Here is a 25263-nt window from a genome sequence, read left to right as displayed (position 1 = left end):
GGTTGGCCTGTCGCCGAGCGCTGACTGGGCGCAGATGCACGTCGACACGGCTGTGTCGTGTACATCTGCGCCCAGTCAGCGCAGAAGCTCAGTCAGCGCGGGAGTGGGCGGCGCGTGGTCAGCGGACGGTCGTGCCCACCGCGGCGACGACCGCATCGAGCGGCTGACCCGAGGCATCCCTCTTCGCGCCGGCGTCGGGGAGTGTGCGCGCCGCGCCGTCCGGACCCACCGCGCGCGGGTCGGTTCCGACCCAGGCCAGCACGAGCGCGTCCTCGCCGCGCAGCAGGCGCTGCGCGCGCACCCCGCCGGTGGCCCGCCCCTTGGCGGGGAACTCGCTGAACGCCGACACCTTGGCGCTGCCCGCGTCGGTGCCCGGCAGGGCGCTGCTGCTGCCGGCGATGGTCACGACGACGGCGTCGAACGCCGACGCGCCGACGACCGAGAACGAGATGACCTCCACGTCGTCGGCGAGACGGATGCCGGCCATGCCGCCCGCCGAGCGTCCCTGCGGCCGGACCGAGGAGGCGTCGAACCGCAGCAGCTGGGCGTCGGCGGCGACGAACACGAGCTCGGCCCCGTCGGAGGCCGGCGCGGCGCCGACCACGCGGTCGCCGTTGCGCAGCGCGATGATCTCGATGTCGGGCTTCGTCCCCAGCTCACTCGCCGCGACGCGCTTGACGACGCCCTGGGCGGTGCCGAGGGCGATGGGCGGCCCGTCCGTCAGCGGGACCAGGGCGACGACCTGTTCGCCCTTGGCCAGGGGGAGGTACTGCTCGACCCGGGTCCCCGCGGCCAGCTGCACGGAGTTGCCCGGCACCGACGGCAGGTCGACGGGGGAGAAGCGGACGAGGCGTCCGGCGGAGGTGACCGCGCCGATGTCGCCGCGGGTGGTCGTGTCCACGGACGAGCGGACCGCGTCGTGCTTCGAGCGCCGGGTCGGCGGGACGACCCCGCCCCCGGGCGCGTCGGCGGAGAGCTCCGCGCGGATCATCCGGCCCGTCGCCGACAGGAACACGCGGCACGGGGCGTCCGCGATCTGCAGGTCCGCGGCGGCCGCGGCTTTCGCCGAGCGCGGCTGCACGGGTCCGCCGTTCAGGAGCATCGTGCGCCGCGGGGTGCCGTAGGCGTCCGCGGCGGCCTGCAGCTCCCGGGCGACCTGGTCGCGCAGCAGCAGGTCGTCGCCGAGCAGGCGGACGAGCTCGTCGATCTCGGCCTGCAGGCGGTCGCGCTCGGCCTCGAGCTCGATGCGCGAGAACTTCGTCAGGCGGCGCAGGCGCAGCTCGAGGATGTACTCGGCCTGCGGGTGCGAGAGGTCGAACACCTCCTGCAGCCGCGTGCGCGCCTCGTCGCCGTCGTCGGAGGAGCGGATGACCTGGATGACCTCGTCGATGTCGAGGATCGCGATGAGGAGTCCCTCGACGAGGTGCAGGCGCTCCCGCTTGCGCGCGAGGCGGAACTCGCTGCGACGCGTGACCACGCGGATGCGGTGGTCGAGGTAGACCCGCAGCATCTCCTTCAGGCCGAGGGTCTGCGGCTGACCGTCGACGAGGGCGACGTTGTTCATGCCGAACGAGTCCTCGAGCGGGGTCAGGCGGTACAGGTGCTCGAGGACGGCCTTCGGGTCGAAGCCGGTCTTGATGCCGATCACCAGGCGCAGACCGTTGTTGCGGTCGGTCAGGTCGGTGACGTCGGCGATGCCGGTCAGCTTCTTGGCCTGCACCGCGTCCTTGATCTTCTCGATCACGCGCTCCGGGCCGACGAGGTAGGGCAGCTCGGTGATAACGATGCCGGTGCGGCGCGGGCCGAGGGACTCGATCGACGCCTTCGCCCGCGTGCGGAAGCTGCCGCGGCCGTTGGTGTACGCGTCCTTGATGCCGTCGAGGCCCACGATGATCCCGCCGGAGGGCAGGTCGGGGCCCGGGACGAACTCCATCAGCTCCTCGACGGAGGCCTCGGGATGCCGCAGCAGATGGGTCGCGGCCGCCACCACCTCCACGAGGTTGTGCGGGGCCATGTTCGTCGCCATGCCGACGGCGATGCCGGTGGCGCCGTTGACGAGGAGGTTCGGGAACGCCGCGGGGAGGACGTCGGGCTGCTGGAACTGGCCGTCGTAGTTCGGGATGAAGTCGACGACGTCCTCGTCGAGGTTCTCGGTCAGCGCCAGCGCGGGCGGGGCCAGACGCGCCTCCGTGTAGCGGGGGGCGGCGGGACCGTCGTCGAGGGAGCCGAAGTTGCCGTGCCCGTCGACGAGCGGCACGCGCAGGGAGAAGTGCTGGGCGAGGCGGACGAGGGCGTCGTAGATGGGGGCGTCGCCGTGGGGGTGGAGCTTTCCCATCACCTCGCCGACGACGCGGGCGCTCTTCACGTGCCCGCGGTCGGGACGCAGGCCCATCTCGGCCATCTGGTAGAGGATGCGGCGCTGAACCGGCTTGAGCCCGTCGCGTGCGTCGGGGAGCGCGCGCGAGTAGATGACGGAGTAGGCGTACTCCAGGAACGACCCCTGCATCTCGGCGGAGACATCGACGTCCTCGATGCGCTCGGCGACAGGGGAGGAGGAACGGGAATCGGGCATAGTTCAGGCCTCGGATAGAGCGGCGTCGGGTCGCGAGGGCCGACAGGGCGGCCGCGAGTCGTGTGGGAGACTGGCCCCGATGTCCCTCAGCCTACCGGCCGACCCGCCCCGCTCCCGGAGCCTCACCGGCGTTCTCACCCAGACGATCGCGTCGCTGAACGGGGAGGGCGACTGGTTCGCCCCCGCGCGCAGCGCGATCGTCTTCGTCGTCGACGGGCTCGGCGCCCACAACCTCGCCGCACGTCGCGGTCACGCGCGCTTCCTGGGGTCCGTGGGCGGACGCCGCGACGTGGCCCGCACCGTGTTCCCGTCGACGACCGCGGCGGCCCTCAGCAGCCTCCTCACCGGCGCCGAGCCGGGCGGGCACGGCATCGTCGGCTACCGCGCGCGGATCCCGGGCACGGACATCGCCTCCAATCAGCTGCACGGCTGGGAGACCGACGGCCTGGACCCCCTCACCTGGCAGCGCCGACGCCCCCTCATGGAGAGCGAGGCCGCGGCGGGACGCCCGTGCTTCGTCGTCTCGCGTCCCGAGTACACGGGGACCGGCTTCACCGCCGCCACCCTCCGCGGCGCCGAGTTCCTGGCCTCGAGCGACCTGGAGGAACGCGTCCGCATCGCGGCCGATCTGGCCGGGCGGCATCCCGGAGCCCTCATCTACCTGTACGCCCCCGACCTCGACAGCGCCGGTCACAAGCACGGCTGGGAGTCCGACCCCTGGACGGACGCGCTCGAGCGCGTCGACGGGGCCGCCCGGATCCTGGATGCCGCCCTCGACCCGGGCACCGGCGTCCTGGTCACCGCGGATCACGGCATGGTCGACGTGCCCGCGCACAAGCACGTGCTTCTCGGCGAGGACGACCTGCGCGTCGACGGCGTCGCCCTCATCGGCGGCGAGCCGCGCATGCTGCACCTGTACGCCGAGCCCGGTCGCGCCGACGACGTCCTCGCCGTCTGGCGCGACCGCGAGGCCGCCCGGGCCTGGGTCATGAGCCGCGACGAGGCCGTCGCCGCGGGCGTGTTCGGCGTGGTCGACGACGAGGTGGGCGCCCGGATCGGCGACGTCCTCGTGGCGGCCCGCGGTCGCTTCGCCTATTACGACGACCGGGAGCGCGACAAGCGCCCCCAGCGGATGGTGGGGCAGCACGGCTCGCTCACGGACGAGGAGCGGACCGTCCCGCTGCTGCGCCTGGGCGCGTTCGCCTGAGCCGCCGGCGGGCTGACGCGGCCCGGACGGCGCCGGGGGAGACCCGCGTCAGCTCTCGTCGCTGCGCGCGCCGAAGACGATCTCGTCCCAGGAGGGCATCGACGGGCGGCCCTTGGGGCGGCGCCCCGTCTCCGCGGGCGCCGGACGATCCGTCGACGCCGTGGTCTCGACATCGTCCTCGCGGTGCTCGGGCTCGACCGCGACGGCGTCGAACAGGGCCACGGGCGCGGCGCCCGTGCGCGGCGCGCCCTCCTGCTCGGTCATGCCGGGCAGCGGCTCCCGCTGTCCGCGGCGGCGCCGCAGCGCCTCGAGCAGATCGGCGGTCTCCGCCGAGGTCACGGGGGCGTCCGGTGCCCGCTTGATGGCGGCCGCCTGCACCGCGGCGGGCGCGGGACCGACGGGCTCCGTCGACTGCTCGTCGTCGATCTCGAGCTTGCGCGGCCCGAAGGCGCCGCTGTCGAAGCGGCTGTCGTCCTTGGGCAGGGGCGTGTCGAGGGCGCGCAGGCGCGGGATCAGCCCTTCGGGCAGGGATCCCTGACGGGAGAGCTGAATGGCGTCCGCGTTCTGGGGCGACAGGTTGCTGCGGCGGGGGTCGAAGCTCCAGCGGGCGTCGTGGTCGATGCCGTTCGCGGTGAACTCCAGCTTGACCATCCAGCCGTTGGCGTCCTTCCAGCTGGTCCACCGCTCGGCGGAGGCGCCGGCCTCGGCGAGCTTGGCCCGCACGGCCGCGCCGAACGTGATCGGGGCGTCGTGCTCGAGCGCCCCGCCGAGGAGGACGGGGACCGCCAGCGCCTGACCCACGACGTGCTCGCGCTCGGCCAGGACGGGACGCTCGAAGCGCTCGACGTCCTCGATCCGTGCGTTCAGCAGCGTCGCGACCTCGCGCGCCGAGAGACCGGCGCGGATGTGCGCCTGGATCTCCCGCGGGCTCGGCCGGGGAGCACCGTCGTCGGTGTCGCGGTCGCGGCGCGACCGGCGCGCCTCCGCGCGCAGCACCTCGTCCAGCGCGAGGGCGAATCTCTCGCCCGATTCGGTCGCGACGACGAGGACGTCATCCTCGGTTCCGATGACTTTGAGCTGTTCCATGCGAAACACCCCTCCGATCTGCGGTCAGCGCCCATGCTGTCACGGTGTTCCGGCGGAGTCGGGAATATCGCGGGCGCGCCGCGAGTTTCACGCCTCGCCCGATATGCAAGGCCCGTCGACCGCATTTGCTTTCGACCGAGGGGTCATGCAAACTATCGCCGCCCGATCGGGCAGAGGCACCAAGAAAACCGGAAGTAGAGACCCGCACGCATGGCCACCGATTACGACGCACCGCGCAAGACCGAGGACGACAGCGAGTCGATCGAGGCCCTCAAGGAGCGCGTGCCCGACAAGACGTCGGGGTCGATCGACAACGAGGATGCCGACAACCCCTCCGGCTTCGAGCTCCCCGGTGCCGACCTCTCCGACATCGAGCTCGACGTCGTCGTGCTCCCCCCTCAGGAGGACGAGTTCACCTGCATGAACTGCTTCCTCGTGAAGCACCGCTCGCAGATCGACCACGAGGACGGCCCCGGCTTCATCTGCGTGGAGTGCGCAGCCTGACCTGAGCCCGCTGGATCGCCGCGATCAGGCGATCCGGCGTCCGGGTCGAGACGACCCACGACGGCGCCGGATCCTCGGGATCGGTCACGGGCACCGTGACGATCCCGTCGATCCCGCCACGGATCACATGCCAGGCCCGCCGGTCGAGACCACTCCCGCGGGCCGTTCGAGCCTCGTCCGCGACGACGCCGACGGGTTCGCCGAGAAGGTCGACGGGGATGTGCGCCCGTCCGGCGCGGAGCTCCCCGTCCCGCACCTCGACGACGGGGGAGAGCGCCACGAGCGCGGCCACGATGGCCACGGCCACGACGAGCCCGATGACGAGGGCCACCGTGGTGTCGAGCGGCGAGAAGACGAGCGCGGCCATCGGCCCGCACAGGGCGGCGGCCACGAGAGCCCAGAGCGACGGGCTCAGCCGCTCGCGGTAGTCGGATCCGGTGCGGATGCCGCACCCCCTCTTCTGCATTACCCTCGTGGGGTGACCGAAACGGTGGATGTCCCCATTGTCGCATCCGAGGTCCCGGTCTTCGCCCACCCGGGTGACGCCGGCGCGGATCTCGTCGCCGCGGAGGCCGTCCGCCTCGAGCCGGGTCGTCGAGCGCTCGTCGGAACGGGCGTGCGCATCGCGCTGCCCGACGGGCACCTCGCCTTCGTCGTCCCGCGCAGCGGCCTCGCCGCCAAGCACGGGATCACCGTGGTCAACGCGCCGGGCACCGTCGACGCCGGCTACCGCGGCGAGATCAAGGTCGCCTTGCTGAACACGGATCTCGACGAGCCCTACGACGTCGCCGTCGGCGACCGTATCGCTCAGCTGATCGTCCTGCCCGTCCCGCCCGTCCGCTTCGTCCCCGTCGACGAGCTTCCCGAGAGCGTCCGCGGCGAGGGCGGCTTCGGGTCGAGCGGCTACCAGAACCTGCAAGGGAGCACCCGATGAGCGACGTCTCACCCCTGCCCGCCAAGAGCGCGCCCGCCGATCGCGAGAGCGTCGGCCCGTTCGACGAGGCCGAGGCCAACGCGGTCCGTCCCTACATCGACCTCGGCGGCATCAAGATCCTGCCGCGCGAGGGGCTGAACCTGCGCCTCGAGGTGGAGGAGCAGACCAAGCGCATCGTCGCCGTCGGACTCGACTACGCCGACTCCACCCTCCAGGTGCAGCCCTTCGCGGCGCCGCGCACGAGCGGCCTGTGGGAGGAGACCCGCGACCAGATCCGCCAGCAGGTCAAGCAGCAGGGCGGCCGTGTCGAGGAACGCGAGGGCCCCCTCGGCCCCGAACTGCTCGCCGAGGTGCCCGTGATGGCCGGTGCCGAGGGTGCCGCGAAGCGTCTCGCGCGCTTCGTCGGCGTGGACGGTCCGCGCTGGTTCCTGCGCGGCGTCATCGGCGGCGCAGCGACGTCCGACGTCGAGGCCGCGGCGGCTGTCGAGGACCTCTTCCGCTCCATCGTCGTGGTGCGGGGCGGCTCGCCCATGCCTCCGCGCGACCTCATCCCGCTCCGGATGCCGCAGAGCCCCGCCACCGCATGAGCGACGAGGCCGCCCGGACCCCCTCCCGCGACGACGACGACCGCGTCCCGCTGGACCCGCCCTCCGCGGCCGACAGCATGAGCGCCGCCCTCGGTAGCGCGGCGCGACGCGCGGGCCTGGACCCGTCGAAGCACACCAGCACCGGCGCGGCCGTGTGGGCGGCGATGGGCGGGTGGCGCGGCATCCTGGAGTCCGTCCTGCCCTCGCTGGCGTTCGTCGTCCTCTTCACCGTCACCGTCGATCCGGAGACCCGTCAGGGGAACCTCCTGCTGAGCCTGGGGGTGTCGGTCGGGATCGCCGTCGTCTTCACGGTGGCCCGCCTGGTCGCGAAGTCGCCGCCGAGCGCGGCGATCGGTGGTCTGCTCGCCACCGTCGGCGCGGCGGTGCTGGCACTCGTGACCGGCCGCGGTCAGGACAACTTCGTCTTCGGCTTCTTCACCAACGGCGCGTACGGCACCGCCTTCCTCGTCTCCGCCCTCATCGGCTGGCCGCTCATCGGTCTCGCCGCGGGCTACCTGCTGGGGGAGGGCACCGCGTGGCGCGCGGACCGGCGCAAGCGACGCGTCTACACCTGGCTCTCGATCGCGTGGGCCGGACTGTTCGCCGCGCGGCTCGCCGTGCAGCTGCCGCTGTACTTCGCGGGCGACGTCACCGCGCTCGGCACGCTGAAGATCGTGATGGGCCTTCCCCTCTTCGCGCCGATGCTCGCGGTCACCTGGCTCGCCGTCCGGGCTCTCTCCCCTCGGCCGAAGTCCTGATATATTTATCTTGATATCAAGATAAAAACCCGTCCCTCCGCGGTTAGGTCGGCCTTCCTGGCATCGACCGCTCAGCGCGGGGAAGATGGGATGCGGCGGGCCGACGCCTGCGCAATCGCCGACGAAGGAGACGAACGTGTCCACGGTTGACAGCTTCGGTGCGAAGAGCACCCTGACGGTCGGCAGCACCGACTACGAGATCTTCCGCATCGACACGGTCGCCGGATACGAGAAGCTCCCCTTCAGCCTCAAGGTGCTGCTGGAGAACCTGCTCCGCACCGAGGACGGTGCCAACGTCACCAAGGAGCAGATCCAGGCGCTCGGCTCGTGGGTGCCGACGGCCGACCCCGACACGGAGATCCAGTTCACGCCCGCGCGCGTCGTGATGCAGGACTTCACCGGTGTGCCCTGCATCGTCGACCTCGCGACCATGCGTGAGGCCGTGACCGCCCTGGGCGGCGACCCGAACAAGATCAACCCGCTCTCGCCGGCCGAGATGGTCATCGACCACTCGGTCATCGCCGACCTCTTCGGCAGCGAGAACGCGCTCGAGCGCAACGTCGAGATCGAGTACGAGCGCAACGGCGAGCGGTACCAGTTCCTGCGCTGGGGCCAGACGGCGTTCGACGACTTCAAGGTCGTCCCGCCGGGGACCGGCATCGTCCACCAGGTCAACATCGAGCACCTGGCCAAGGTCGTCTACGACCGCACCGTCGACGGCGTCCTGCGCGCCTACCCCGACACCTGCGTCGGCACCGACTCGCACACGACGATGGTCAACGGCCTCGGCGTCCTCGGATGGGGCGTCGGCGGCATCGAGGCCGAGGCCGCCATGCTCGGCCAGCCCGTGTCGATGCTCATCCCGCGCGTCGTCGGCTTCAAGCTCAGCGGCGAGATCCCCGCGGGCGTCACCGCGACGGACGTCGTCCTGACGATCACCGACATGCTGCGCAAGCACGGCGTCGTCGGCAAGTTCGTCGAGTTCTACGGCGAGGGCGTCGCGTCCGTGCCGCTGGCCAACCGCGCCACCATCGGCAACATGAGCCCCGAGTTCGGCTCCACCGCCGCGATGTTCCCCATCGACGACGTCACGCTCGACTACCTGCGCCTCACGGGCCGCGACGAGCAGACCGTCGCCCTGGTCGAGGCGTACGCCAAGGAGCAGAAGCTCTGGCACGACCCGTCCCGCGAGCTCGTGTTCAGCGAGTACATGGAGCTCGACCTGAGCACCGTGGTCCCCTCGATCGCCGGGCCGAAGCGTCCGCAGGACCGCATCCTGCTGTCCGAGGCCAAGTCGCAGTTCGAGAAGGACATTCTGAACTACGCCGCGGTCACCACTTCGGACTCCATCGTCGACCTCGAGGTCGACGGCACCTTCCCCGCCTCCGACCCGGGCGCCGTCCCGGGCGAGGAGGAGGGCGAGGAGCTGACCGAGCACGAGGTGCTGATCTCCTCCGGCCACCCGGTCAACGCCTCGAAGCCGGTCCGCGTCACCACGCCGGAGGGTCAGTCGTACCTGCTCGACAACGGCGCCGTCACGCTCGCGGCGATCACGTCGTGCACGAACACCTCCAACCCCTCGGTCATGATCGCGGCGGGCCTGCTCGCCAAGAACGCCGTCGACAAGGGCCTCAAGCGCAAGCCGTGGGTCAAGACGACGCTCGGCCCCGGCTCGAAGGTCGTCACCGACTACTACGAGAAGTCCGGTCTCGACAAGGCGCTCGAGGGCCTCGACTTCTACACCGTCGGCTACGGCTGCACGATCTGCATCGGCAACTCGGGACCCCTCATCGAGGAGGTCTCCGAGGCCATCAACGAGAACGACCTCGCCGTCACGGCCGTCCTCTCGGGCAACCGCAACTTCGAGGGACGCATCAGCCCCGACGTGAAGATGAACTACCTGGCCTCCCCGCCGCTGGTGGTCGCCTATGCTCTCGCCGGCTCGATGAACTTCGACTTCGAGACCGACGCCCTGGGCAAGGACCAGAACGGCGAGGACGTGTTCCTCAAGGACATCTGGCCCGCTCCCGACCAGGTGCAGACCATCATCGACGCGTCGATCTCGCGCGAGCAGTTCATCCAGCAGTACGCCACCGTCTTCGAGGGCGACGAGCGCTGGAAGACCCTGCCGACCCCGACCGGTCCGGTCTTCGAATGGGATGCCGACTCGACGTACGTGCGCAAGGCGCCCTATTTCGACGGCATGACCATGCAGCCGGACGCGGTCCGCGACATCACCGGCGCCCGCGTCATGGCCACGCTCGGCGACTCGGTGACGACCGACCACATCAGCCCCGCGGGCAACATCAAGGCCGGCACCCCCGCCGCCCAGTACCTCACGGAGCACGGCGTCGCGCAGAAGGACTTCAACTCCTACGGCTCCCGCCGTGGCAACCACGAGGTCATGATCCGCGGCACGTTCGCCAACATCCGCCTGAAGAACGAGCTCACGGCCGCCGTGAACGACGGCACGGTCGTCGAGGGTGGCTACACCCGCGACTTCACCCGTGAGGGCGGCCCGCAGTCGTACATCTTCGACGCGAGCCAGAACTACCAGGCGCAGGGCACCCCGCTGGTGATCTTCGGCGGCAAGGAGTACGGCTCCGGCTCGTCGCGCGACTGGGCGGCCAAGGGGACGAACCTCCTCGGCGTGAAGGCGGTCATCACCGAGAGCTTCGAGCGCATCCACCGCTCCAACCTCATCGGCATGGGCGTCGTCCCGCTGCAGTTCCCCGCCGGCGAGAGCTGGAAGTCGCTGGGCCTCGACGGCACCGAGACCGTCTCGATCGAGGGCATCGAGCAGCTCAACGAGGGCGTCACGCCGAAGACCGTCAAGGTCACGGCCGAGCCGAGCGAGTTCTCGCCCGAGGGCAAGCAGACCGTCACGTTCGACGCCGTGGTCCGCATCGACACCCCCGGTGAGGCCGACTACTACCGCAACGGCGGCATCCTGCAGTACGTGCTGCGTTCGCTGGTCTGACCGGCATCCGCTGCGTGCCCCGGGAGCCTCGTGCTCCCGGGGCACGTCTCGTTCCGAGAGCGGGCGCGACGGCCGAGCGCAAGCGCTTGCTGGGCCCCTCACGGCCCCGAAGACTAGAATCGAGACCGCGCGGACCCCTCCGCGCACGGCACGAGAGGAGTCCGATGGCTCTGCTACCCGGCATTCGCGGACCGCGTGACCTGGACGCCCTGACGACCGATCAGCTGCGCGAGCTCGCCGCCGAGGTGCGGACGTTCCTCGTCGAGAACGTCGCCCGGACGGGCGGCCATCTGGGCCCCAACCTCGGCGTCGTCGAGCTGACGATCGCCCTGCACCGCGTCTTCGACTCGCCCGCCGATCCGATCATCTTCGACACCGGGCATCAGTCCTACGTGCACAAGATGCTCACCGGTCGCCAGGACTTCTCGCATCTGCGCTCCCGCGGCGGCCTCGCGGGCTATCCGCAGCGCTCCGAGAGCGAGCACGACGTCGTCGAGTCCTCGCACGCCTCGAGCTCGCTGAGCTGGGCCGACGGCATCTCGCGGGCCTTCAGCCGTACCGGACGCCGCGACCGGCACGTCGTCGCGGTCGTCGGCGACGGCGCGCTCACCGGCGGGATGACGTGGGAGGCGCTGAACAACATCAGCGACGACAACGACCGCAACCTCGTCATCGTCGTCAACGACAACGGCCGCTCCTACGCGCCGACCATCGGCGGCATGGCCCGCTACCTGAACCGCGTGCGCACGAACGATGCGTACCGCACCCTGCACCGCGGCTCGGCGACGCTCTTCCGCAGCCTCGGCCCCGCGGCCCGCGCGGTGTACCGCGGCGTGCGCGGGGGCACGCACGGCTTCCTGTCGCGCTTCACGAACAACGAGGCGCTTTACAGCAACCTCGACATCAAGTACCTCGGGCCGGTGGACGGCCACGACCTCGAGGCGCTCCTCGAGACCCTCGAGTTGGCGAAGTCCTACGGCGCGCCGGTCATCGTCCACGCCATCACGGACAAGGGCAGCGGCTACGCGCCCGCGCTGAGCGACACCGCGGACCAGTTCCACGCGGTCGGCAAGATCGACCCGATCACCGGCGAGGCGGTCGGGTCGGGCACCGGCACGGCATGGACGGACGTGTTCGCGCGCGAGCTCGTCGAGATCGGCGCCGAGCGCGAGGACATCATCGCGATGACCGCGGCGATGCTGCGCCCCACCGGCCTCCAGCTCTTCAGCGAACGCTTCCCGGAGCGCGTGTACGACGTCGGCATCGCGGAGCAGCACGCGGTCGCCTCGGCGGCGGGTCTCGCCTTCGGCGGACTGCACCCCGTGGTCGCGATCTACGCGACCTTCATGAACCGTGCGTTCGACCAGGTGCTGATGGATGTGGGCCTGCACAAGGCCGGTGTGACCTTCGTGCTCGACCGCGCGGGCGTCACAGGGCCCGACGGTCCGAGCCACCACGGCATCTGGGACCTCGCCATGCTGCAGCTGGTCCCCGGCATCCGGATCGCCGCCCCGCGCGACGCCGCCCGTCTGCGCGAGGAGTTCCGCGAGGCGGCCGCGGTCGAGGACGCCCCCACCGTCATCCGCTACCCCAAGGGGAACGTGCCGGCCGACCTCGAGGCGATCGAGCGCCTGCCGGACGGCGTCGACGTCCTGTCCCGCGGCTCCAGCGAGGACGTGCTGCTCGTCGGCATCGGCCCGATGGTGCACCTGGCGATGGAGGTCGCGGAGCGCCTGCGCGCGCAGGGCATCGGTGCCACGGTCGTCGATCCGCGGTGGGCCATCCCCGTGCAGCCGTCGATCGTGGAGCTGGCCCGCGAGCACCGTCTCGTCATCACCATCGAGGACGGCATCCGCGTCGGCGGTGTCGGCACGCGCGTCCGCCAGGTGCTGCGCGAGGCCGGGGTGGACACGGCCGTCGACGAGCTCGGCATCCCGGACGCCTTCATCGATCACGCGACGCGCGAGCAGATCCTCGAGGACGCCGGACTGACGGCCAGCAAGATCACGCACGACGTCGTCGCGCAGGTGCTCGGCACCCGCATCCCGGTCGCGCGGCAGACGCCCACCGGCGCGATCCCGACGCTCGACGAGTGGGAGAAGTCCCGCCCCTGACAACGGGACGCATGACAGCGGCGCCGCCCCCTCGGGGACGGCGCCGCTGTCATGGGGAGGGGCCTCAGCCCCCGATGCCGCGGATCGGCGGGTGGTGGAACGTGTCGCCGAAGACGCGTTCCGATGCCCCCTCGCGGTCGAGGTAGGGCGACGCACCGCCGTCGATGAACGGCCATCCGGCACCGAGGATCAGGCACAGGTCGATGTCCTCGACGGCGGGCACGACGCCCTCGTCGAGCATGATCCGGATCTCCTGGGCGAGGCCGTCCTGCACGCGGCGCAGGATGGTGTCGGCATCGACCGGGGAGGAGTCGGTGACGAGCACCTTCTGCGCGGCCTTCGTCCAGCCGGTGACGCGTCCGCCCTTGTCCTTCTCGACGACCTCGGGCAGGGCAGCGAGCTCGTGGAAGTTCTCCGACGCGTAGAACCGGTCGGGGAAGGCGCGCGTCATGGTGTCCTGCACGTGGGCGGCCACCTTCCATCCGACGAGGTCGATGAGCTGGAACGGTCCCATCGGCAGGCCGAGCGGCGCGAACGCCTTCTCGACGGTGGCGATGGGCGTCCCCTCGTAGACGGCGCGCGCCGCCTCGCCCATCACCTTCGCCAGCAGGCGGTTGACGACGAAGCCCGGGGCGTCGGCGGTCAGCACGGCGTTCTTGCCCAGGCCCTTGGCGACGACGAACGCCGTCGACAGGGCGGCGTCGCTGGTGGCATCCGTCTTCACGACCTCGATGAGCGGCATGACCGCGACCGGATTGAAGAAGTGGAAGCCGACGAGACGCTCCGGACGCTGCAGCGCCGTGCCGATCTCGGCGACCGACAACGACGACGTGTTCGTGGCGAGGATGGCATCCTCGGCGACGATCTTCTCGATCGCGGAGAAGACCTCCTGCTTGACGCCCACCTCCTCGAACACGGCCTCGATGACGAAGTCGCAGTCCGCGAACTCCGTGCGATCGGTGGTGCCGTGCACGAGCGCACGGAGCTGGTTGGCGGTGTCGCCATCGAGGCGGCCCTTGCCTTCGAGCTTGCCGATCTCCTCGTGGATGGATGCCACGCCCTTGTCGACCCGTGCCTGATCGATGTCCGTGATGATCACGGGGACGCGCAGACGGCGGACGAACAGCAGCGCGAACTGCGACGCCATGAGACCCGCGCCGATGACGCCGACCTTCGTGACCTTCTTCGCCAGAGCCTTGTCCGGCGCGCCGACGGGACGCTTGGCGCGCTTCTGCACGAGGTCGAAGGCGTACATGGATGCCGCGAACTGGTCGCCCGTGATCAGGTCGGCGAGCGCCTCGTCCTCCCGGGCGAAGCCCTCCTCCTTCGAGCCGCTCTTCGCCTTGTCGAGGAGGTCGAGGGCGACGTAGGGGGAGCGCGGGACGGTGCCGATCTTCGCCTCGAGCATGTTCCGCGCGACCTTCACGGCGATGGGCCACTTGGTCAGGCGCTCGATCTTGCCGGGCACGTTCTTGCGCTCGACCTTGACGCGACCGGTGAGCACGCCGTCGGCCCACCGCAGCGAGTCCTCGAGGTAGGAGGCCGCCGGGAAGATGGCATCCATGATCCCGAGGTCGAACGCCTGCTGGGGCTTGAGCATCCGGTTCTGCTTGAGCGGGTTGGACACGACGACCTCGAGGGCGTTCTCGATGCCAATGAGGTTCGGCAGCAGGTAGGCGCCGCCCCAGCCGGGGATGATGCCGAGGAACACCTCGGGCAGGGCGATCGCCGCGGCCGAGGCGTCGACGGTGCGGTAGGTCGAGTTCAGCGCGATCTCGAGGCCGCCGCCGAGTGCGAGGCCGTTGACGAAGGCGAACGACGGGACGCCGAGGTCGGAGAGGGAGCCGAGCACCTGGTGTCCGCGCTGGGCGATGAGGCGTGCGATGTCCTTCGACGGCAGCTTGGCCACGTCGGAGAGGTCGGCGCCGGCGGCCAGGATGTACTGCTTGCCGGTGAGGGCGACCGCGTGGATCTCGCCCGCGGTGGCCCGCTTCTTCAGCGTCTCGAGCGTGCGTCCGAGCTCGGCGAGCGTCGCGGGCCCGAGGGTGTTCGGCCGCGTGTGGTCCCGCCCGTTGTCGAGCGTGACGAGGGCGAGCACGTTGCCCGAGGGGAGCCGCACGTCGCGGACGGGGGAGTGCGTGACGACCTCGTCGTCCGAGAGCGCCTCCAGCGGCGAGAAGTCGATGGCGGAGTAGTCGGTCACTTGCGCTTCTTCTTTCCGTCGAAGAACGGGTTCTCCCAGATGACGGACCCGCCCTGCCCGAGACCCACGCACATGGCGGTGAGCCCGTAGCGGACGTCGGGTCGCTCGGCGAACTGGGCGGCGAGCTGGATCATGAGGCGGACCCCGGATGCCGCGAGCGGGTGGCCCACGGCGATGGCACCGCCCCACGGGTTGACCCGGGGGTCGTCGTCGGCGATGCCGAAGTGGTCCAGCAGCGAGATGACCTGGATGGCGAAGGCCTCGTTGAGCTCGAAGAGGCCGATGTCGTCGATCGTGAGACCGGCCTTCTTCAGCGCCTTCTCGGTCGAGGGGATCGGGCCGATGCCCATGATCTCGGGCTGCACGCCGGCGAACGCGAACGAGACCATCCGCATCTTCGGCCGCAGGCCGAGCTCCTTCACGGCGTCGCCGCCGGCGAGCAGGCTGATCGTCGCGCCGTCGGTCAGCGGCGACGACGTGCCGGCGGTGACACGCCCGTGGGGACGGAACGGGGTCTTCAGCGACGCCAGGCCCTCAAGGGTGGTCTCGGGGCGGCGGCCCTCGTCCTCGGTCGCCAGGCCCCAGGCGCCGTCGGCGTCCTTCACGGCCACGGGGACGAGGTCGGGCTGCAGCTTGCCGGCGTCGTAGGCCGCCTGCACCTTGTGCTGGCTCGCCATGCCGAACCGGTCCGAGCGCTCCTTGGTGAGGTGCGGGAACCGGTCGTGGATGCGCTCGGCGGTGACGCCCATGTTGAGCGCACCCGGGTCCACGAGCTTCTCGGCGACGAAGCGCGGGTTGGGGTCGACGTTGCCGCCGATGGGGTGGCGGCCCATGTGCTCGACGCCGCCCGCGAGGGCGAGGTCGTACATCCCGACCCCGATCGAGGCGCCCATCGTGGTGACGCTCGTCATCGCGCCGGCGCACATGCGCTCGATGGCCAGGCCGGGCACCGTCATCGGCAGCCCCGCGAGGATGGCGGCCGTGCGACCGAGGGTCAGGCCCTGGTCGCCGGTCTGGGACGTCGCCGCGATCGCGACATCGTCGATCCGGTCCTTCGGCACGTCGCCGTTGCGCTCCATGAGCCCGATGATCGCCTTGACGACGAGGTCGTCGGCCCGGGTGTTCCAGTACATGCCCTTCTCGCCGGCGCGCCCGAACGGGGTGCGCATTCCATCGACGAAGAAGACGTCCGACATCTCGGCCACTCTGCCTCCAAAGGTTGGGATGCCACCAGCCTAGGAAGAGCGGTCGGGGGAGAAGAATCGGTTGTCCGAACCTACGAAGCCGGCTCCGCGGCGTCGTCGGGCTCGTTGACGGAAGCTACAAAGCTATCGGCGATCACCTGTGCGGTCTGCTCAATCTGCCAGGGGCGGGCGCCCTGCTCGGCGAGAGCCGCCCCGACCGTCTCCGCCGTGATGTCCGCGGGCGGGTTCCAGGCCACGCGGCGCAGCATCTCAGGCGTCAGGAGGTTCTCGGTCGGCATGCCGAGCTCGCCCGCGCGCTCCTCGACGGCGGGGCGCGCCGCCTTCAGACGGCGGTCCGCGTCGGGGTTGCGGTCCACCCACGCGCGGGGCGGGGGGAGGGTGTCGCTCGGCACGCGGTCCGGCGGCAGCTCGCCGGACTGGCGTCCTTCGACGATGGCGTTCCACCAGCGGTCGAGCTGGGTCCGGCTGGCGCGTCCGGTGAACTCCTTGATCCCGGCGAGGGCCTGTTTGCTCTGCGGGTCGGCGATGACGGCGGCCACGAGGGCGCGGTCCGGGACCAGACGGCCGGGGGCGATGTCCTGATCGCGCGCGTAGTCCTCGCGCGCCTGCCAGAGGGCGCGGGCGACGGCCAGCGAGCGACGTCCGCGCACGGCGTGCAGGCCGCTCAGACGGCGCCAGGGGTCCTCGCGCGGAGGCTTGGGCTGCCGCTCGAGCACGGCCTGGAACTCCTGACGCGCGAACTCCGTCTTGTCCTGTTCGGCCAGCTCCGCGGCGAGGGCGTCGCGGACGTCGACGAGGTGCTCGACGTCAAGGCCGGCGTACTCGAGCCACGACGCGGGCAGCGGGCGCGTCGACCAGTCCGCGGCGGAGTGCGCCTTGGCGAGGGTGATGCCGAGGGTCTCCTCGACGACCGCGCCGAGACCGACGCGCTCGTGACCGAGCAGGCGCGCGCCCAGCTCGGTGTCGAAGATGCGCGGCGGCTCGAGGCCGCGCTCCCGGAGGGAGGGGAGATCCTGGCTCGCGGCGTGGAACACCCACTCCTCGTCGCCGATGGCGGCCTGCAGCGGCGAGAAGTCCTCGATGGTTGACGGGTCGAAGAGGAACACGCCGGCGCCGCGGCGGAACACCTGGATGAGGTACGCCCGCTGCGAATAGCGGAAGCCGGACGCGCGCTCGACGTCGACGGCGACGGGGCCGGTCCCGTCCACCAGGGCGTCGCACGCGGAGGCGAGACCCTCGGCGTCCTCGATGACGATGTACTCAACCACGCGTGGGCCTCCGGGCTCCGAATACCGCGACGCCCTCGGACCCCGGGGGGAGGCCGGCGAGCATGCAGACGAGTTCCGCCCACGCCTCGAGGTGAGGACGGAAGGGACCGCGCGGCGACCATGACGCGCGAAGTTCGATTTGCGACCCGTCCCCCTGGGCCGCGAGGGTGCCGAAGCCCGTGGACAGCGTCTTCGTCGCGGTGCCCGACTCCGAGTGGCGCTCGGCACCCCGCGAGTCGAGGGCGTCGACGAGCCACGACCAGGCCACGTCCGCCAGCAGCGGGTCGATCCCGATCTCGGGCTCGAGCGGCGCCTGCGCGAAGCAGACGATGCGCCATGCCCCGCCCCACGGCTCCGGCTCCTCCGGGTCGTGCAGGAGGATGAAGCGCCCGGTGCCGAACGGGGAGTCGGTGGCGTGCTCCTCGGGGCGCACGTCCCCCGCGAGCGCGAGGGAGAACGGCGCGAGGCCGGACGGCGAGGGGATCTCGCGGACGACGAGGTCGTCGCGGAACATCGTCTCTCGCAGCTCCTCCACCGCCCGGGCGAAGGGAGTGGACGCCTCCGGTGGGCGCAGGTCATTCACGGCAGCAGACTAGAGTGAGGCCTCGATGAACGCTCCCAGGCGCGCCGCGACGGGCGGCGCCTCGCACCCTTCGGCCGGGCTCATCGGCGTGTCCCTGACCCTGCTGAGCCTCGCGCTCGGGTCCACGCTCACCGCCCTCGGAGCCATCTCCCTCCGCATGGCCCGTCGTGTCGTCACGCCGGCCGCGCGCATCCCGAACGTCCGGATGGTGGCCGTGGATGCCGCTGCGCAGACGGTCCGGATGGAACGCACCGCCGACACCGAGCTGCCGGGGCGATACGGCCTCTTCACGACCGGCACCCTGGACTACCTCCGCGTGGGGTCGGTGGTCGGAGCGGACGACACCACCGTCACGCGCAAGCTCCTCACGCACGTCCCCGCCGACGCCTCGCTCGCCCCCGACGCCGCGTTCAGCGGGTGGTACTTCGACGAGCCCGAGCAGCTGCACCTCCCCTTCCGCACGGCGCTGATCGGCGCGCCGAGCGGCCCCTGCCCCGCGTGGGTGTTCCCCGCGGAGCGGGAGAGCGACGTCTGGGTCGTGCAGGTGCACGGTCGCGGCACCACGCGCGCCGAGACGCTGCGGGCGGTCCCGGTGTTCCACGAGCTCGGCATCACCAGCCTCGTCGTGTCGTACCGGAACGACGGGGAGGCCCCGCGGAGCCGGACGGGCACGTACGCCCTCGGGGCGACGGAATGGCGGGACGTGGATGCCGCCATCGCCTACGCCCGCCGCAACGGCGCCCGGCGGGTCGTCCTCATGGGCTGGTCGATGGGCGGCGCGATCGCCCTCCAGGCCGACCTGCAGTCCCCGCATCGCAACGTCATCGTCGGTCTCGTCCTGGATTCGCCCGTCGTGGACTGGCGCACGGTGCTGGACTACCAGGCCCGCCTGTTGAAGCTGCCGCCCCTCGTCTCCGGTCTCGCCCGGCAGATGGTCGGGTCCGACTGGGGCGTGCCGCTCGTGCGCAGCGGCGCAGCCATCCCCTTCGACCGCCTCGACGTCGTCGCGCGGGCTGATGAGCTGCGGCATCCCGTCCTGCTCCTGCACAGCGACGACGACGGGTTCGTGCCCGCGGACGCATCGCACCGTCTCGCGGCCGCACGTCCCGATCTGGTGCGGATGGAGACGTTCACCGTCGCGCGCCACACGAAGCTCTGGAACTACGACGAGGACCGCTGGTCCGAGGCGATCCGCTCGTGGGTGCGCGGGCAGGGACTGGACCGCCCGGCGGGCGACTGACTCCGGATGCCGCCGGTCAGGCGCCGCGCTTGGCGCGCACCTGGCGCTTGGCGCGCATGAGCATGCCGGTCATGCCGGCGATCCGGAGCGGGCTGACCGCGCGGGTCAGGCCGATGCTCTGCGGGAAGTCGTCGGGGACGGCGAGGACCTCGTCCGCGGTGAGCCCCGTCAGGCCCTGGGCCAGGATGCTGGCGAACCCGCGCGTGGTGGGGGCCTCGGCCGGGGCCGTGGCGTGCATCGCGACGCGGTCGTCGTCGTCGACGTCGATGACGATGTAGACGGGGGACTGGCACTCGGCCACGCGCTCGCACATCTCGGGGTGGTCGGCGTACTGCGCCGGCACCTCGGGCAGCTCCTGCGAGAACTCGAGCAGCAGCTGCAGGCGGTCGGGCTCGTCGAGCTCGAGGAACTCCTCGCGGATCTCGGCGAGGCGGGCGGGGAGGACGGTCTCGGACATCTCCGCCATCCTCCCACGCCCGCGATGCGGCGGCGCGATCGCCCTCAGGGCCGCTTCGCTCAGCGGCGTCGCCGTCGGGCCGCTTCAGTCAGCGGCGGGGGACCTCGCCCGGCTCCGCGCCGGAGACGATCGGCACGCGCACCGCGCTGCCCCACTCGGTCCAGGACCCGTCGTAGTTGCGCACGTCGTCGAAGCCGAGAAGGTGCTTGAGCACGAACCAGGTGTGGCTCGAGCGCTCTCCGATCCGGCAGTAGGCGACGACGGAGTCGCCGTCCTTCAGACCTGCGCCCTCGCGGTAGATGGCATCGAGCTCCTCGCGCGACTTGAAGCCGCCGTCCTCGGCGACGGCCTTCGCCCACGGCACGCTCTGCGCGGTGGGGATGTGGCCGGCGCGGAGCGCGCCCTCCTCGGGGTAGGCGGGGGCGGAGGTCCGCTCGCCCGAGTACTCCTCCGGGGAGCGCACGTCGATCAGCGGGTTGCCGAGGTGCGCGAGCACGTCCTCTTTATAGGCCCGCAGCACGGAGTCGTCGCGCTCGACGACGGGGTAGTCCGTCGGCTCGGGGCTCGTGGCATCCGTCGTCAGGGGGCGGCCCTCGGCGATCCACTTGTCGCGTCCGCCGTCGAGCAGGCGCACGTCCTCGTGCCCGAAGAGCGAGAACACCCACAGGGCGTAGGCGGCCCACCAGTTGTTCTTGTCGCCGTAGATGACGACGGTGTCGTCGCGCGAGATGCCCTTGCGGCTGAGGAGCTGCGCGAAGCCCTCGCCGTCGACGTAGTCGCGGACGACCGGGTCGTTCAGCTCGGTGTGCCAGTCGACCTTGACGGCGCCGGGGATGTGGCCGGTCTCGTACAGCAGGACGTCCTCGTCGGACTCGACGACGACGAGACCGGGCGTCCCGAGTCGTTCCTGCAGCCATTCGCCGGTCACGAGCCGGCCGGGCTCGGAGTACGCGGCGAACTTGGGGGACGTGGTGTCGAACTCGACGGTCACGGAGGGCTCCTCGGTCGGTGCGGCGGTGATCGCGGCGTAGGGTGGACACCGCACCAACGACCCTAGGACCGCCCGTGGGTGCACGCACCCCTCCCGTAAGACTGCGACACAGGACGGCCATGACCTCTTCGCCCGCGACGACCGGCCTCATTCACCTCGTCGACCGCGATCCCGCCGTCTCGGGTGCCGAGATGGTCGACGCGCTCGTCCCGCCACCCCAGTTCGACGGCGCGACGTTCGACTCCTATCGCGCCGACCCGGCGTACCCGTCGCAGCAGGAGGCCAAGAAGCTGCTGCAGGCCTTCGCCGGCGGCGCCTCGGCCCCGGTGAAGAAGGTCGGCTTCTTCCGTCGCGCGGAGAAGACGCCGCCGGTCAAGCCCGGTGTGTACCTCGACGGCGGGTTCGGCGTCGGCAAGACCCACCTGCTCGCCTCGATCTACAACGCGATGCCCGCCCGCCGGAAGTACTTCGGCTCGTTCATCGAGTACACGGCGCTCGTCGGCATCCTGGGGTACGCCAAGGCGGTGGAGCTGTTCCGCGGGTCGGATCTGCTGTGCATCGACGAGTTCGAGCTCGACGACCCCGGCGACACCATGGTCATGACCCGGCTGCTCGGAGAGCTCGTGGCATCCGGGACCAAGCTCGCCGCCACCTCGAACACGCCGCCCAACGCTCTCGGCGAGGGGCGCTTCGCCGCGCAGGACTTCCTGCGCGAGATCCAGTCGATGTCCGACAGCTTCCGGACCATCCGCATCGACGGCACCGACTTCCGTCAGCGCGCGATCGACGGCGAGGCGCGCGTCCTCTCGGACGCGGACTACCGCGACGCCGTCGACGGCGCGGCGACCGGGGGAGTGGCATCCGACGACGCGTTCTCCGGCGTGATCGGCCACCTGGCCCGGGTGCACCCCTCGCGATTCATCCGTCTCATCGACGGACTGGACGTCATCGGCCTGCGCGACGTCGAGGTCCTGCACGACCAGTCCGCCGCGCTGCGGCTCGTCGCCTTCGTGGACCGGGCGTACGACGCGCAGATCCCGATCCGCGCCACGGGCGTGCCGTTGAACACGGTGTTCGCCGAGGAGATGCTCGGCGGCGGCTATCGCAAGAAGTACCTGCGTGCCGTCTCTCGACTCGTCGCGCTCACGCACTCCTGACCCGCAACCTCATTCCCACCTCTCGGGAGTGCGAAACGCGATGTTTACCTCCGCGGCACGCTCGTAACATCCCGGAAACAGCGGGCGGGGGCCCGGGGAAACCCGGCGCGGCAACACTGGGGGGACCCGACGCGCTCCCGGCGTCCCTGCAGAGAGGTTTCCTCCGAGATGGATCAAGGCAACACCGCATTCATCCTGATAGCAGCGGCACTCGTGCTGCTCATGACGCCAGGACTCGCGTTCTTCTACGGCGGTCTGGTCAAGGCGAAGAGCGTCATCAGCATGATGATGATGAGCTTCGGCGCCATGGGCCTGATCGGCGTCCTGTGGGTGCTGTACGGCTACGCGATCGCGTTCCCGGCCGCCGAGGGCACCGTCGCCCCCTGGTCGATCGACTTCACCGCTCTCGGGCTGACCAGCCTGCTCGAGACGCCTGAGGACGCGGCCTACCCGCCGCTGGCCTTCGTTGCCTTCCAGGCCACGTTCGCCATCATCACCGTCGCGCTGGTCTCCGGCGCCATCGCCGACCGCGCCAAATTCGGCGCGTGGATGATCTTCGCCACCGTGTGGGCGACCGTCGTCTACTTCCCCGTCGCCAGCTGGGTCTTCAACTTCGGCCTCGCCGACGACGGCTCCTTCGCCTACGGCGGCTGGATCACCCACGGCATGCAGACCGTGTTCGGGGTGGGCGCGATCGACTTCGCGGGCGGTACCGCGGTGCACATCAACGCCGGTGCCGCGGCGCTCGCCCTCGCGCTCGTCCTCGGCAAGCGCGTCGGCTTCCAGAAGGGCGCTCACGTCCCCCACAACCCGCCGTTCGTCCTCCTGGGCGCCGGTCTGCTGTGGTTCGGCTGGTTCGGCTTCAACGCCGGTTCGGAGCTCGCTGCCGACGGCACCGCCGCCCTGGCCTTCGTCAACACGATCGCCGCTCCCGCCGCGGCGCTGCTCGCCTGGCTGCTCGTCGAGAAGATCAAGGACGGCAAGCCCACCTCGGTCGGCGCCGCCTCGGGTGCCGTCGCCGGTCTCGTCGCCATCACCCCGGCCTGCGCCTCGCTGACCCCCTTCTGGGCCATCGTCCTCGGCCTGGTCGCCGGTGCGGTCTGCGCGCTCGCCATCGAGCTGAAGTTCAAGCTCGGCTTCGACGACTCGCTCGACGTGGTCGGCATCCACCTGGTCGGCGGCCTCCTCGGCACGCTGTACCTGGGCATCTTCGCCAACGGCACCGGTCTCATCTACAGCGGCTCGCTCACGCAGCTGCTCGTGCAGGCCATCGCCGCGCTCGCGGTGCTCGTCTACTCCTTCGTCCTGGCCTACGTCATCGGCTTCGCGATCGAGAAGACGATCGGCTTCCGCGTCCGCAACGAGGACGAGGTGGCCGGCATCGACACCATCGTCCACGGCGAGGAGGGCTACGTCCTCAGCGACACCCGCGGCTGATCTCAGCCTCGGCCCGAGGGGCGTCACGGATTCGTCCGTGGCGCCCCTCCGTCGTGCGTGCAGGGCTGTCTAGGGTGAACACATGGGAACCGCCTCACGCCTGCTTTCCGCGCTCCTGGGGGCGTTCCGCCCGTCGACGCCGCCGACCCGCGAGCCCGCTCCGAGCGCGCGGCCGGGCGGCATCCGGAATCGGGATGCCACGGGCGGCACCCTCGAGATCGCCCCGCCGGGCCCGCGGGGTCTGACGCTGACGTACGCCCCCGAGCGGGACGGGGCGCCGGACGGCGGCGAGATCGTGTGGACCTGGGTGCCCTACGAGGAGCGCGACGGGCGGGGCAAGGACCGTCCCGTGCTCGTTCTCGGCCGACGGGACGCCGCCCACTCGTTCGCGGTGCGCCTGACGAGCAAGCCGCACGCCGGGGATGCCGACTACCTGGCGCTCGGAGCCGGCGCGTGGGACCCGCAGGGGCGTCCGTCGTGGGTCGACGTGGAGCAGGTCTACGTCGTCCCGGACGCGGCCATGCGGCGGGAGGCCGCGGCGCTGGACCGGCAGCGGTTCGACCGGATCGCCGCGGCGCTGTCGGCGCGTTACGGGTGGCGCCGAGCCTGACGCTCCCCGGCTGACGCCGGTTCTTGGACGTGGTCGGGAAAGGGGCGGCGCTGTCGTACGATTTTCTGAGCGGAGCGTCTTCCGCGAGGACAACGGAGGGTGCGCCAAGTGCCGTTTCGCAGCAAGGACCTGTTGCAGTCGTGGCTCGAGGAGTTCGCCGCGAGCGGTGCGGGCGGGGGAACGGCCTACGTCGCCGACCAGGAGCCCGTGGACGGCGTCGACAGCGGCCTGGTGATCTTCCCGCTCGCGAATGCCACCACGTCCGTGTACCTGGCACCCATCGCCGTCGGCGTCCCGGACTGGCGTGTGACGTTCGAGGCGCAGCCCGAGGTGACCGAGCTCTCGCCCGAGGACGTCTACGACCTCTGCCGTGAGATCGCGAACGCCGCCGACCTGTGCGCGTTCCTGCAGCGCAAGTCTGTCGAGCACATGGCGCAGCTCGCCGGTGAGGCGCCCTCGGTCTGAGCGTGGTGCGGTCCGGCGGGCGTCAGGCCGCTGACGTGTCGGCGGTCGCGGAGCGGTTCAGTTCGTCGGTGCGTCAGGCGGCTGACGTCGCGCCGGTCGCGGAGCGGTCGATCTCGTCGCGGGCGGTGAGCGTCGCGTGCGTCAAGAACGCCGCCAGCTCCCGCTCGACCTCGGGATCGAGCTGAGAGACGACGGCGCGGAACGCGTCGTGGAAGCGGGTCAGCTGCGACCACGGCTCCTCGTCGAGAGGCACAGCCAGGTGGATGTGGCTGACGCGGCGATCGGCCTCGTCGGCCTCGCGGCGGAGGATGCCGCGACGAACGAGGCGCTCGACCATGGTCGTGACGCCGGCCGAGGTCACGCGGAGGTGGCCGGCGAGCTCGGAGGGGCGGGCGCCGGCATGGGTCGCGATGTAGAGGATCGCCTTCGCATCCAACTCGTTCACCTCGAGCTCCTTCCGCGCCTGTGCGGCGGCGATGGCTCGTTCTCGGCAGAACAGCATGAGCGCCGCCATCAGCGGCGAGGTCTCGCTCGTCTCTGCGGTCATCGTGTGCTCCCCATGTCCATCGGTGCCTTCTCACTATAACTAGACACCTAAGGTTCCCCTGCTGATCATCATCGCAGAATACTTCTCGGTGCTTTACCTAACGGCCTTAAATACATGCTAGGTTGATCATCACCGGGGTTGAGTGTCTCCGGACCGAGACGGAAGGAAACCGTAATGACCACCAACGTGTTCACCTGGGGCCAGCCCTCGCGCCTGCGCCGGTCGACGTTCGTTCCGTCTCCGGTTGAGGCCACGGCGCAGCGGCTGTCGACCGCGGTCGTCGTTGCGGCCGTCGTCACCTCGGCGGCAGGCCTCGCCGTGCTCGCGCCGCTGGTCTTCTGACCCGGTCCCCCTTCTC

General features: G+C 71.0%; 23 protein-coding genes. 13 read left to right on the top strand and 10 right to left on the bottom strand.

Annotation, left to right across the window (positions count from 1 at the left end; translation table 11 throughout):
* Nucleotides 1-118: 118 nt before the first annotated feature.
* The gene (locus ACO03V_RS08435; RefSeq protein WP_423137272.1) at nt 119-2572 is read right to left on the bottom strand and encodes a DNA gyrase/topoisomerase IV subunit A; all 2454 of its coding nucleotides are present in this window, start codon (nt 2570-2572) and stop codon (nt 119-121) included.
* A gap of 79 nt (nt 2573-2651) precedes the next feature.
* Here ACO03V_RS08435 and ACO03V_RS08430 point away from each other — a divergent pair, with 79 nt between their 5' ends.
* The gene (locus ACO03V_RS08430) at nt 2652-3779 is read left to right on the top strand and encodes an alkaline phosphatase family protein (protein ID WP_423137271.1); all 1128 of its coding nucleotides are present in this window, start codon (nt 2652-2654) and stop codon (nt 3777-3779) included.
* A 48-nt stretch (nt 3780-3827) separates the two neighbouring features.
* Here ACO03V_RS08430 and sepH read toward each other — a convergent pair whose 3' ends face one another.
* Entirely contained in the window at nt 3828-4865 is a 1038-nt protein-coding gene (gene sepH, locus ACO03V_RS08425; protein WP_367726904.1) for a septation protein SepH, read from the bottom strand.
* Nucleotides 4866-5075: 210 nt separating this feature from the next.
* Between sepH and ACO03V_RS08420 the strand changes: the two genes are divergently transcribed.
* On the top strand, nt 5076-5369 hold the full coding sequence (locus ACO03V_RS08420; protein ID WP_367726902.1) for a DUF4193 domain-containing protein: 294 nt from the start codon (nt 5076-5078) through the stop codon (nt 5367-5369).
* Here ACO03V_RS08420 and ACO03V_RS08415 read toward each other — a convergent pair.
* The gene (locus ACO03V_RS08415; RefSeq protein ID WP_423137270.1) at nt 5344-5835 is read right to left on the bottom strand and encodes a DUF3093 domain-containing protein; all 492 of its coding nucleotides are present in this window, start codon (nt 5833-5835) and stop codon (nt 5344-5346) included. The two genes, ACO03V_RS08420 and ACO03V_RS08415, sit on opposite strands and share 26 nt — an antisense overlap.
* 12 nt (nt 5836-5847) lie before the next feature.
* Between ACO03V_RS08415 and dut the strand changes: the two genes are divergently transcribed.
* From dut to dxs, 5 genes are all read left to right on the top strand, one after another.
* Complete coding sequence (dut, locus tag ACO03V_RS08410) at nt 5848-6303, top strand: dUTP diphosphatase (RefSeq protein ID WP_367726900.1); 456 nt, start codon at nt 5848-5850, stop codon at nt 6301-6303.
* On the top strand, nt 6300-6890 hold the full coding sequence (locus tag ACO03V_RS08405) for a DUF3710 domain-containing protein (protein ID WP_367726899.1): 591 nt from the start codon (nt 6300-6302) through the stop codon (nt 6888-6890). The genes dut and ACO03V_RS08405 overlap by 4 nt, the downstream gene beginning before the upstream one ends.
* Nucleotides 6887-7648, top strand: a complete 762-nt coding sequence (locus tag ACO03V_RS08400; protein ID WP_367726897.1) for a DUF3159 domain-containing protein — start codon at nt 6887-6889, stop codon at nt 7646-7648. Before ACO03V_RS08405 ends, ACO03V_RS08400 begins: the two co-directional genes overlap by 4 nt.
* A 136-nt stretch (nt 7649-7784) precedes the next feature.
* The gene (locus ACO03V_RS08395; RefSeq protein WP_423137269.1) at nt 7785-10628 is read left to right on the top strand and encodes an aconitate hydratase; all 2844 of its coding nucleotides are present in this window, start codon (nt 7785-7787) and stop codon (nt 10626-10628) included.
* Nucleotides 10629-10792: 164 nt separating this feature from the next.
* Entirely contained in the window at nt 10793-12742 is a 1950-nt protein-coding gene (gene dxs / locus ACO03V_RS08390; RefSeq protein WP_423137268.1) for a 1-deoxy-D-xylulose-5-phosphate synthase, read from the top strand.
* 64 nt (nt 12743-12806) lie between these two features.
* Here the strand turns inward: dxs and ACO03V_RS08385 are convergent, their stop codons facing one another.
* From ACO03V_RS08385 to ACO03V_RS08370, 4 genes are all read right to left on the bottom strand, one after another.
* Entirely contained in the window at nt 12807-14945 is a 2139-nt protein-coding gene (locus ACO03V_RS08385) for a 3-hydroxyacyl-CoA dehydrogenase NAD-binding domain-containing protein (RefSeq protein ID WP_367726894.1), read from the bottom strand.
* A complete protein-coding gene (locus ACO03V_RS08380; protein WP_367726893.1) occupies nt 14942-16150 on the bottom strand; it encodes a thiolase family protein in 1209 nt (402 codons plus the stop codon). The genes ACO03V_RS08385 and ACO03V_RS08380 overlap by 4 nt, the downstream gene beginning before the upstream one ends.
* 71 nt (nt 16151-16221) lie before the next feature.
* A complete protein-coding gene (locus tag ACO03V_RS08375; RefSeq protein WP_423137267.1) occupies nt 16222-17418 on the bottom strand; it encodes a ribonuclease D in 1197 nt (398 codons plus the stop codon).
* Entirely contained in the window at nt 17411-18001 is a 591-nt protein-coding gene (locus ACO03V_RS08370) for a DUF3000 domain-containing protein (RefSeq protein ID WP_367726891.1), read from the bottom strand. Before ACO03V_RS08370 ends, ACO03V_RS08375 begins: the two co-directional genes overlap by 8 nt.
* Before the next feature lie 25 nt (nt 18002-18026).
* Between ACO03V_RS08370 and ACO03V_RS08365 the strand changes: the two genes are divergently transcribed.
* Nucleotides 18027-19241: an alpha/beta hydrolase family protein gene (locus tag ACO03V_RS08365; RefSeq protein WP_423137266.1), complete on the top strand. Its 1215-nt coding sequence runs from the start codon at nt 18027-18029 to the stop codon at nt 19239-19241.
* A 16-nt stretch (nt 19242-19257) separates the two neighbouring features.
* On the opposite strand, the gene ACO03V_RS08360 is transcribed toward ACO03V_RS08365, so the two are convergent.
* A complete protein-coding gene (locus ACO03V_RS08360; protein ID WP_367726889.1) occupies nt 19258-19698 on the bottom strand; it encodes a SufE family protein in 441 nt (146 codons plus the stop codon).
* 88 nt (nt 19699-19786) lie between these two features.
* Entirely contained in the window at nt 19787-20689 is a 903-nt protein-coding gene (locus ACO03V_RS08355; protein ID WP_423137265.1) for a sulfurtransferase, read from the bottom strand.
* 119 nt (nt 20690-20808) lie between these two features.
* On the opposite strand from ACO03V_RS08355, the gene zapE reads away from it, so the two are divergent.
* From zapE to ACO03V_RS08335, 4 genes are all read left to right on the top strand, one after another.
* The gene (zapE, locus tag ACO03V_RS08350) at nt 20809-21846 is read left to right on the top strand and encodes a cell division protein ZapE (protein ID WP_423137264.1); all 1038 of its coding nucleotides are present in this window, start codon (nt 20809-20811) and stop codon (nt 21844-21846) included.
* Nucleotides 21847-22014: 168 nt separating this feature from the next.
* Complete coding sequence (locus ACO03V_RS08345; protein ID WP_367726882.1) at nt 22015-23283, top strand: ammonium transporter; 1269 nt, start codon at nt 22015-22017, stop codon at nt 23281-23283.
* 82 nt (nt 23284-23365) lie between these two features.
* On the top strand, nt 23366-23893 hold the full coding sequence (locus ACO03V_RS08340; protein WP_367726881.1) for a type II toxin-antitoxin system PemK/MazF family toxin: 528 nt from the start codon (nt 23366-23368) through the stop codon (nt 23891-23893).
* A gap of 108 nt (nt 23894-24001) precedes the next feature.
* Nucleotides 24002-24358: a hypothetical protein gene (locus tag ACO03V_RS08335; RefSeq protein WP_423137263.1), complete on the top strand. Its 357-nt coding sequence runs from the start codon at nt 24002-24004 to the stop codon at nt 24356-24358.
* Between the two features lie 73 nt (nt 24359-24431).
* Here ACO03V_RS08335 and ACO03V_RS08330 read toward each other — a convergent pair whose 3' ends face one another.
* The gene (locus tag ACO03V_RS08330) at nt 24432-24905 is read right to left on the bottom strand and encodes a MarR family winged helix-turn-helix transcriptional regulator (protein WP_423137262.1); all 474 of its coding nucleotides are present in this window, start codon (nt 24903-24905) and stop codon (nt 24432-24434) included.
* A 174-nt stretch (nt 24906-25079) separates the two neighbouring features.
* Between ACO03V_RS08330 and ACO03V_RS08325 the strand changes: the two genes are divergently transcribed.
* Nucleotides 25080-25247: a hypothetical protein gene (locus tag ACO03V_RS08325; protein ID WP_423137261.1), complete on the top strand. Its 168-nt coding sequence runs from the start codon at nt 25080-25082 to the stop codon at nt 25245-25247.
* Nucleotides 25248-25263: the final 16 nt, after the last annotated feature.

This window comes from Microbacterium sp. HMH0099 (assembly GCF_049384025.1).
In the GTDB taxonomy this organism is placed as follows: Bacteria; Actinomycetota; Actinomycetes; order Actinomycetales; family Microbacteriaceae; genus Microbacterium.
This window is presented reverse-complemented; position numbering and strand designations above follow the sequence as displayed.

Bases quoted from the DNA above. Each gene is read 5' to 3' on its own strand.
- ACO03V_RS08435 (WP_423137272.1), bottom strand. From the start codon at position 2,572: ATGCCCGATTCCCGTTCCTCCTCCCCTGTCGCCGAGCGCATCGAGGAC.
- ACO03V_RS08430 (WP_423137271.1), top strand. From the start codon at position 2,652: ATGTCCCTCAGCCTACCGGCCGACCCGCCCCGCTCCCGGAGCCTCACC.
- sepH (WP_367726904.1), bottom strand. From the start codon at position 4,865: ATGGAACAGCTCAAAGTCATCGGAACCGAGGATGACGTCCTCGTCGTC.
- ACO03V_RS08420 (WP_367726902.1), top strand. From the start codon at position 5,076: ATGGCCACCGATTACGACGCACCGCGCAAGACCGAGGACGACAGCGAG.
- ACO03V_RS08415 (WP_423137270.1), bottom strand. From the start codon at position 5,835: ATGCAGAAGAGGGGGTGCGGCATCCGCACCGGATCCGACTACCGCGAG.
- ACO03V_RS08405 (WP_367726899.1), top strand. From the start codon at position 6,300: ATGAGCGACGTCTCACCCCTGCCCGCCAAGAGCGCGCCCGCCGATCGC.
- ACO03V_RS08400 (WP_367726897.1), top strand. From the start codon at position 6,887: ATGAGCGACGAGGCCGCCCGGACCCCCTCCCGCGACGACGACGACCGC.
- dxs (WP_423137268.1), top strand. From the start codon at position 10,793: ATGGCTCTGCTACCCGGCATTCGCGGACCGCGTGACCTGGACGCCCTG.
- ACO03V_RS08365 (WP_423137266.1), top strand. From the start codon at position 18,027: ATGAACGCTCCCAGGCGCGCCGCGACGGGCGGCGCCTCGCACCCTTCG.
- ACO03V_RS08360 (WP_367726889.1), bottom strand. From the start codon at position 19,698: ATGTCCGAGACCGTCCTCCCCGCCCGCCTCGCCGAGATCCGCGAGGAG.
- zapE (WP_423137264.1), top strand. From the start codon at position 20,809: ATGACCTCTTCGCCCGCGACGACCGGCCTCATTCACCTCGTCGACCGC.
- ACO03V_RS08345 (WP_367726882.1), top strand. From the start codon at position 22,015: ATGGATCAAGGCAACACCGCATTCATCCTGATAGCAGCGGCACTCGTG.
- ACO03V_RS08340 (WP_367726881.1), top strand. From the start codon at position 23,366: ATGGGAACCGCCTCACGCCTGCTTTCCGCGCTCCTGGGGGCGTTCCGC.
- ACO03V_RS08330 (WP_423137262.1), bottom strand. From the start codon at position 24,905: ATGACCGCAGAGACGAGCGAGACCTCGCCGCTGATGGCGGCGCTCATG.
- ACO03V_RS08325 (WP_423137261.1), top strand. From the start codon at position 25,080: ATGACCACCAACGTGTTCACCTGGGGCCAGCCCTCGCGCCTGCGCCGG.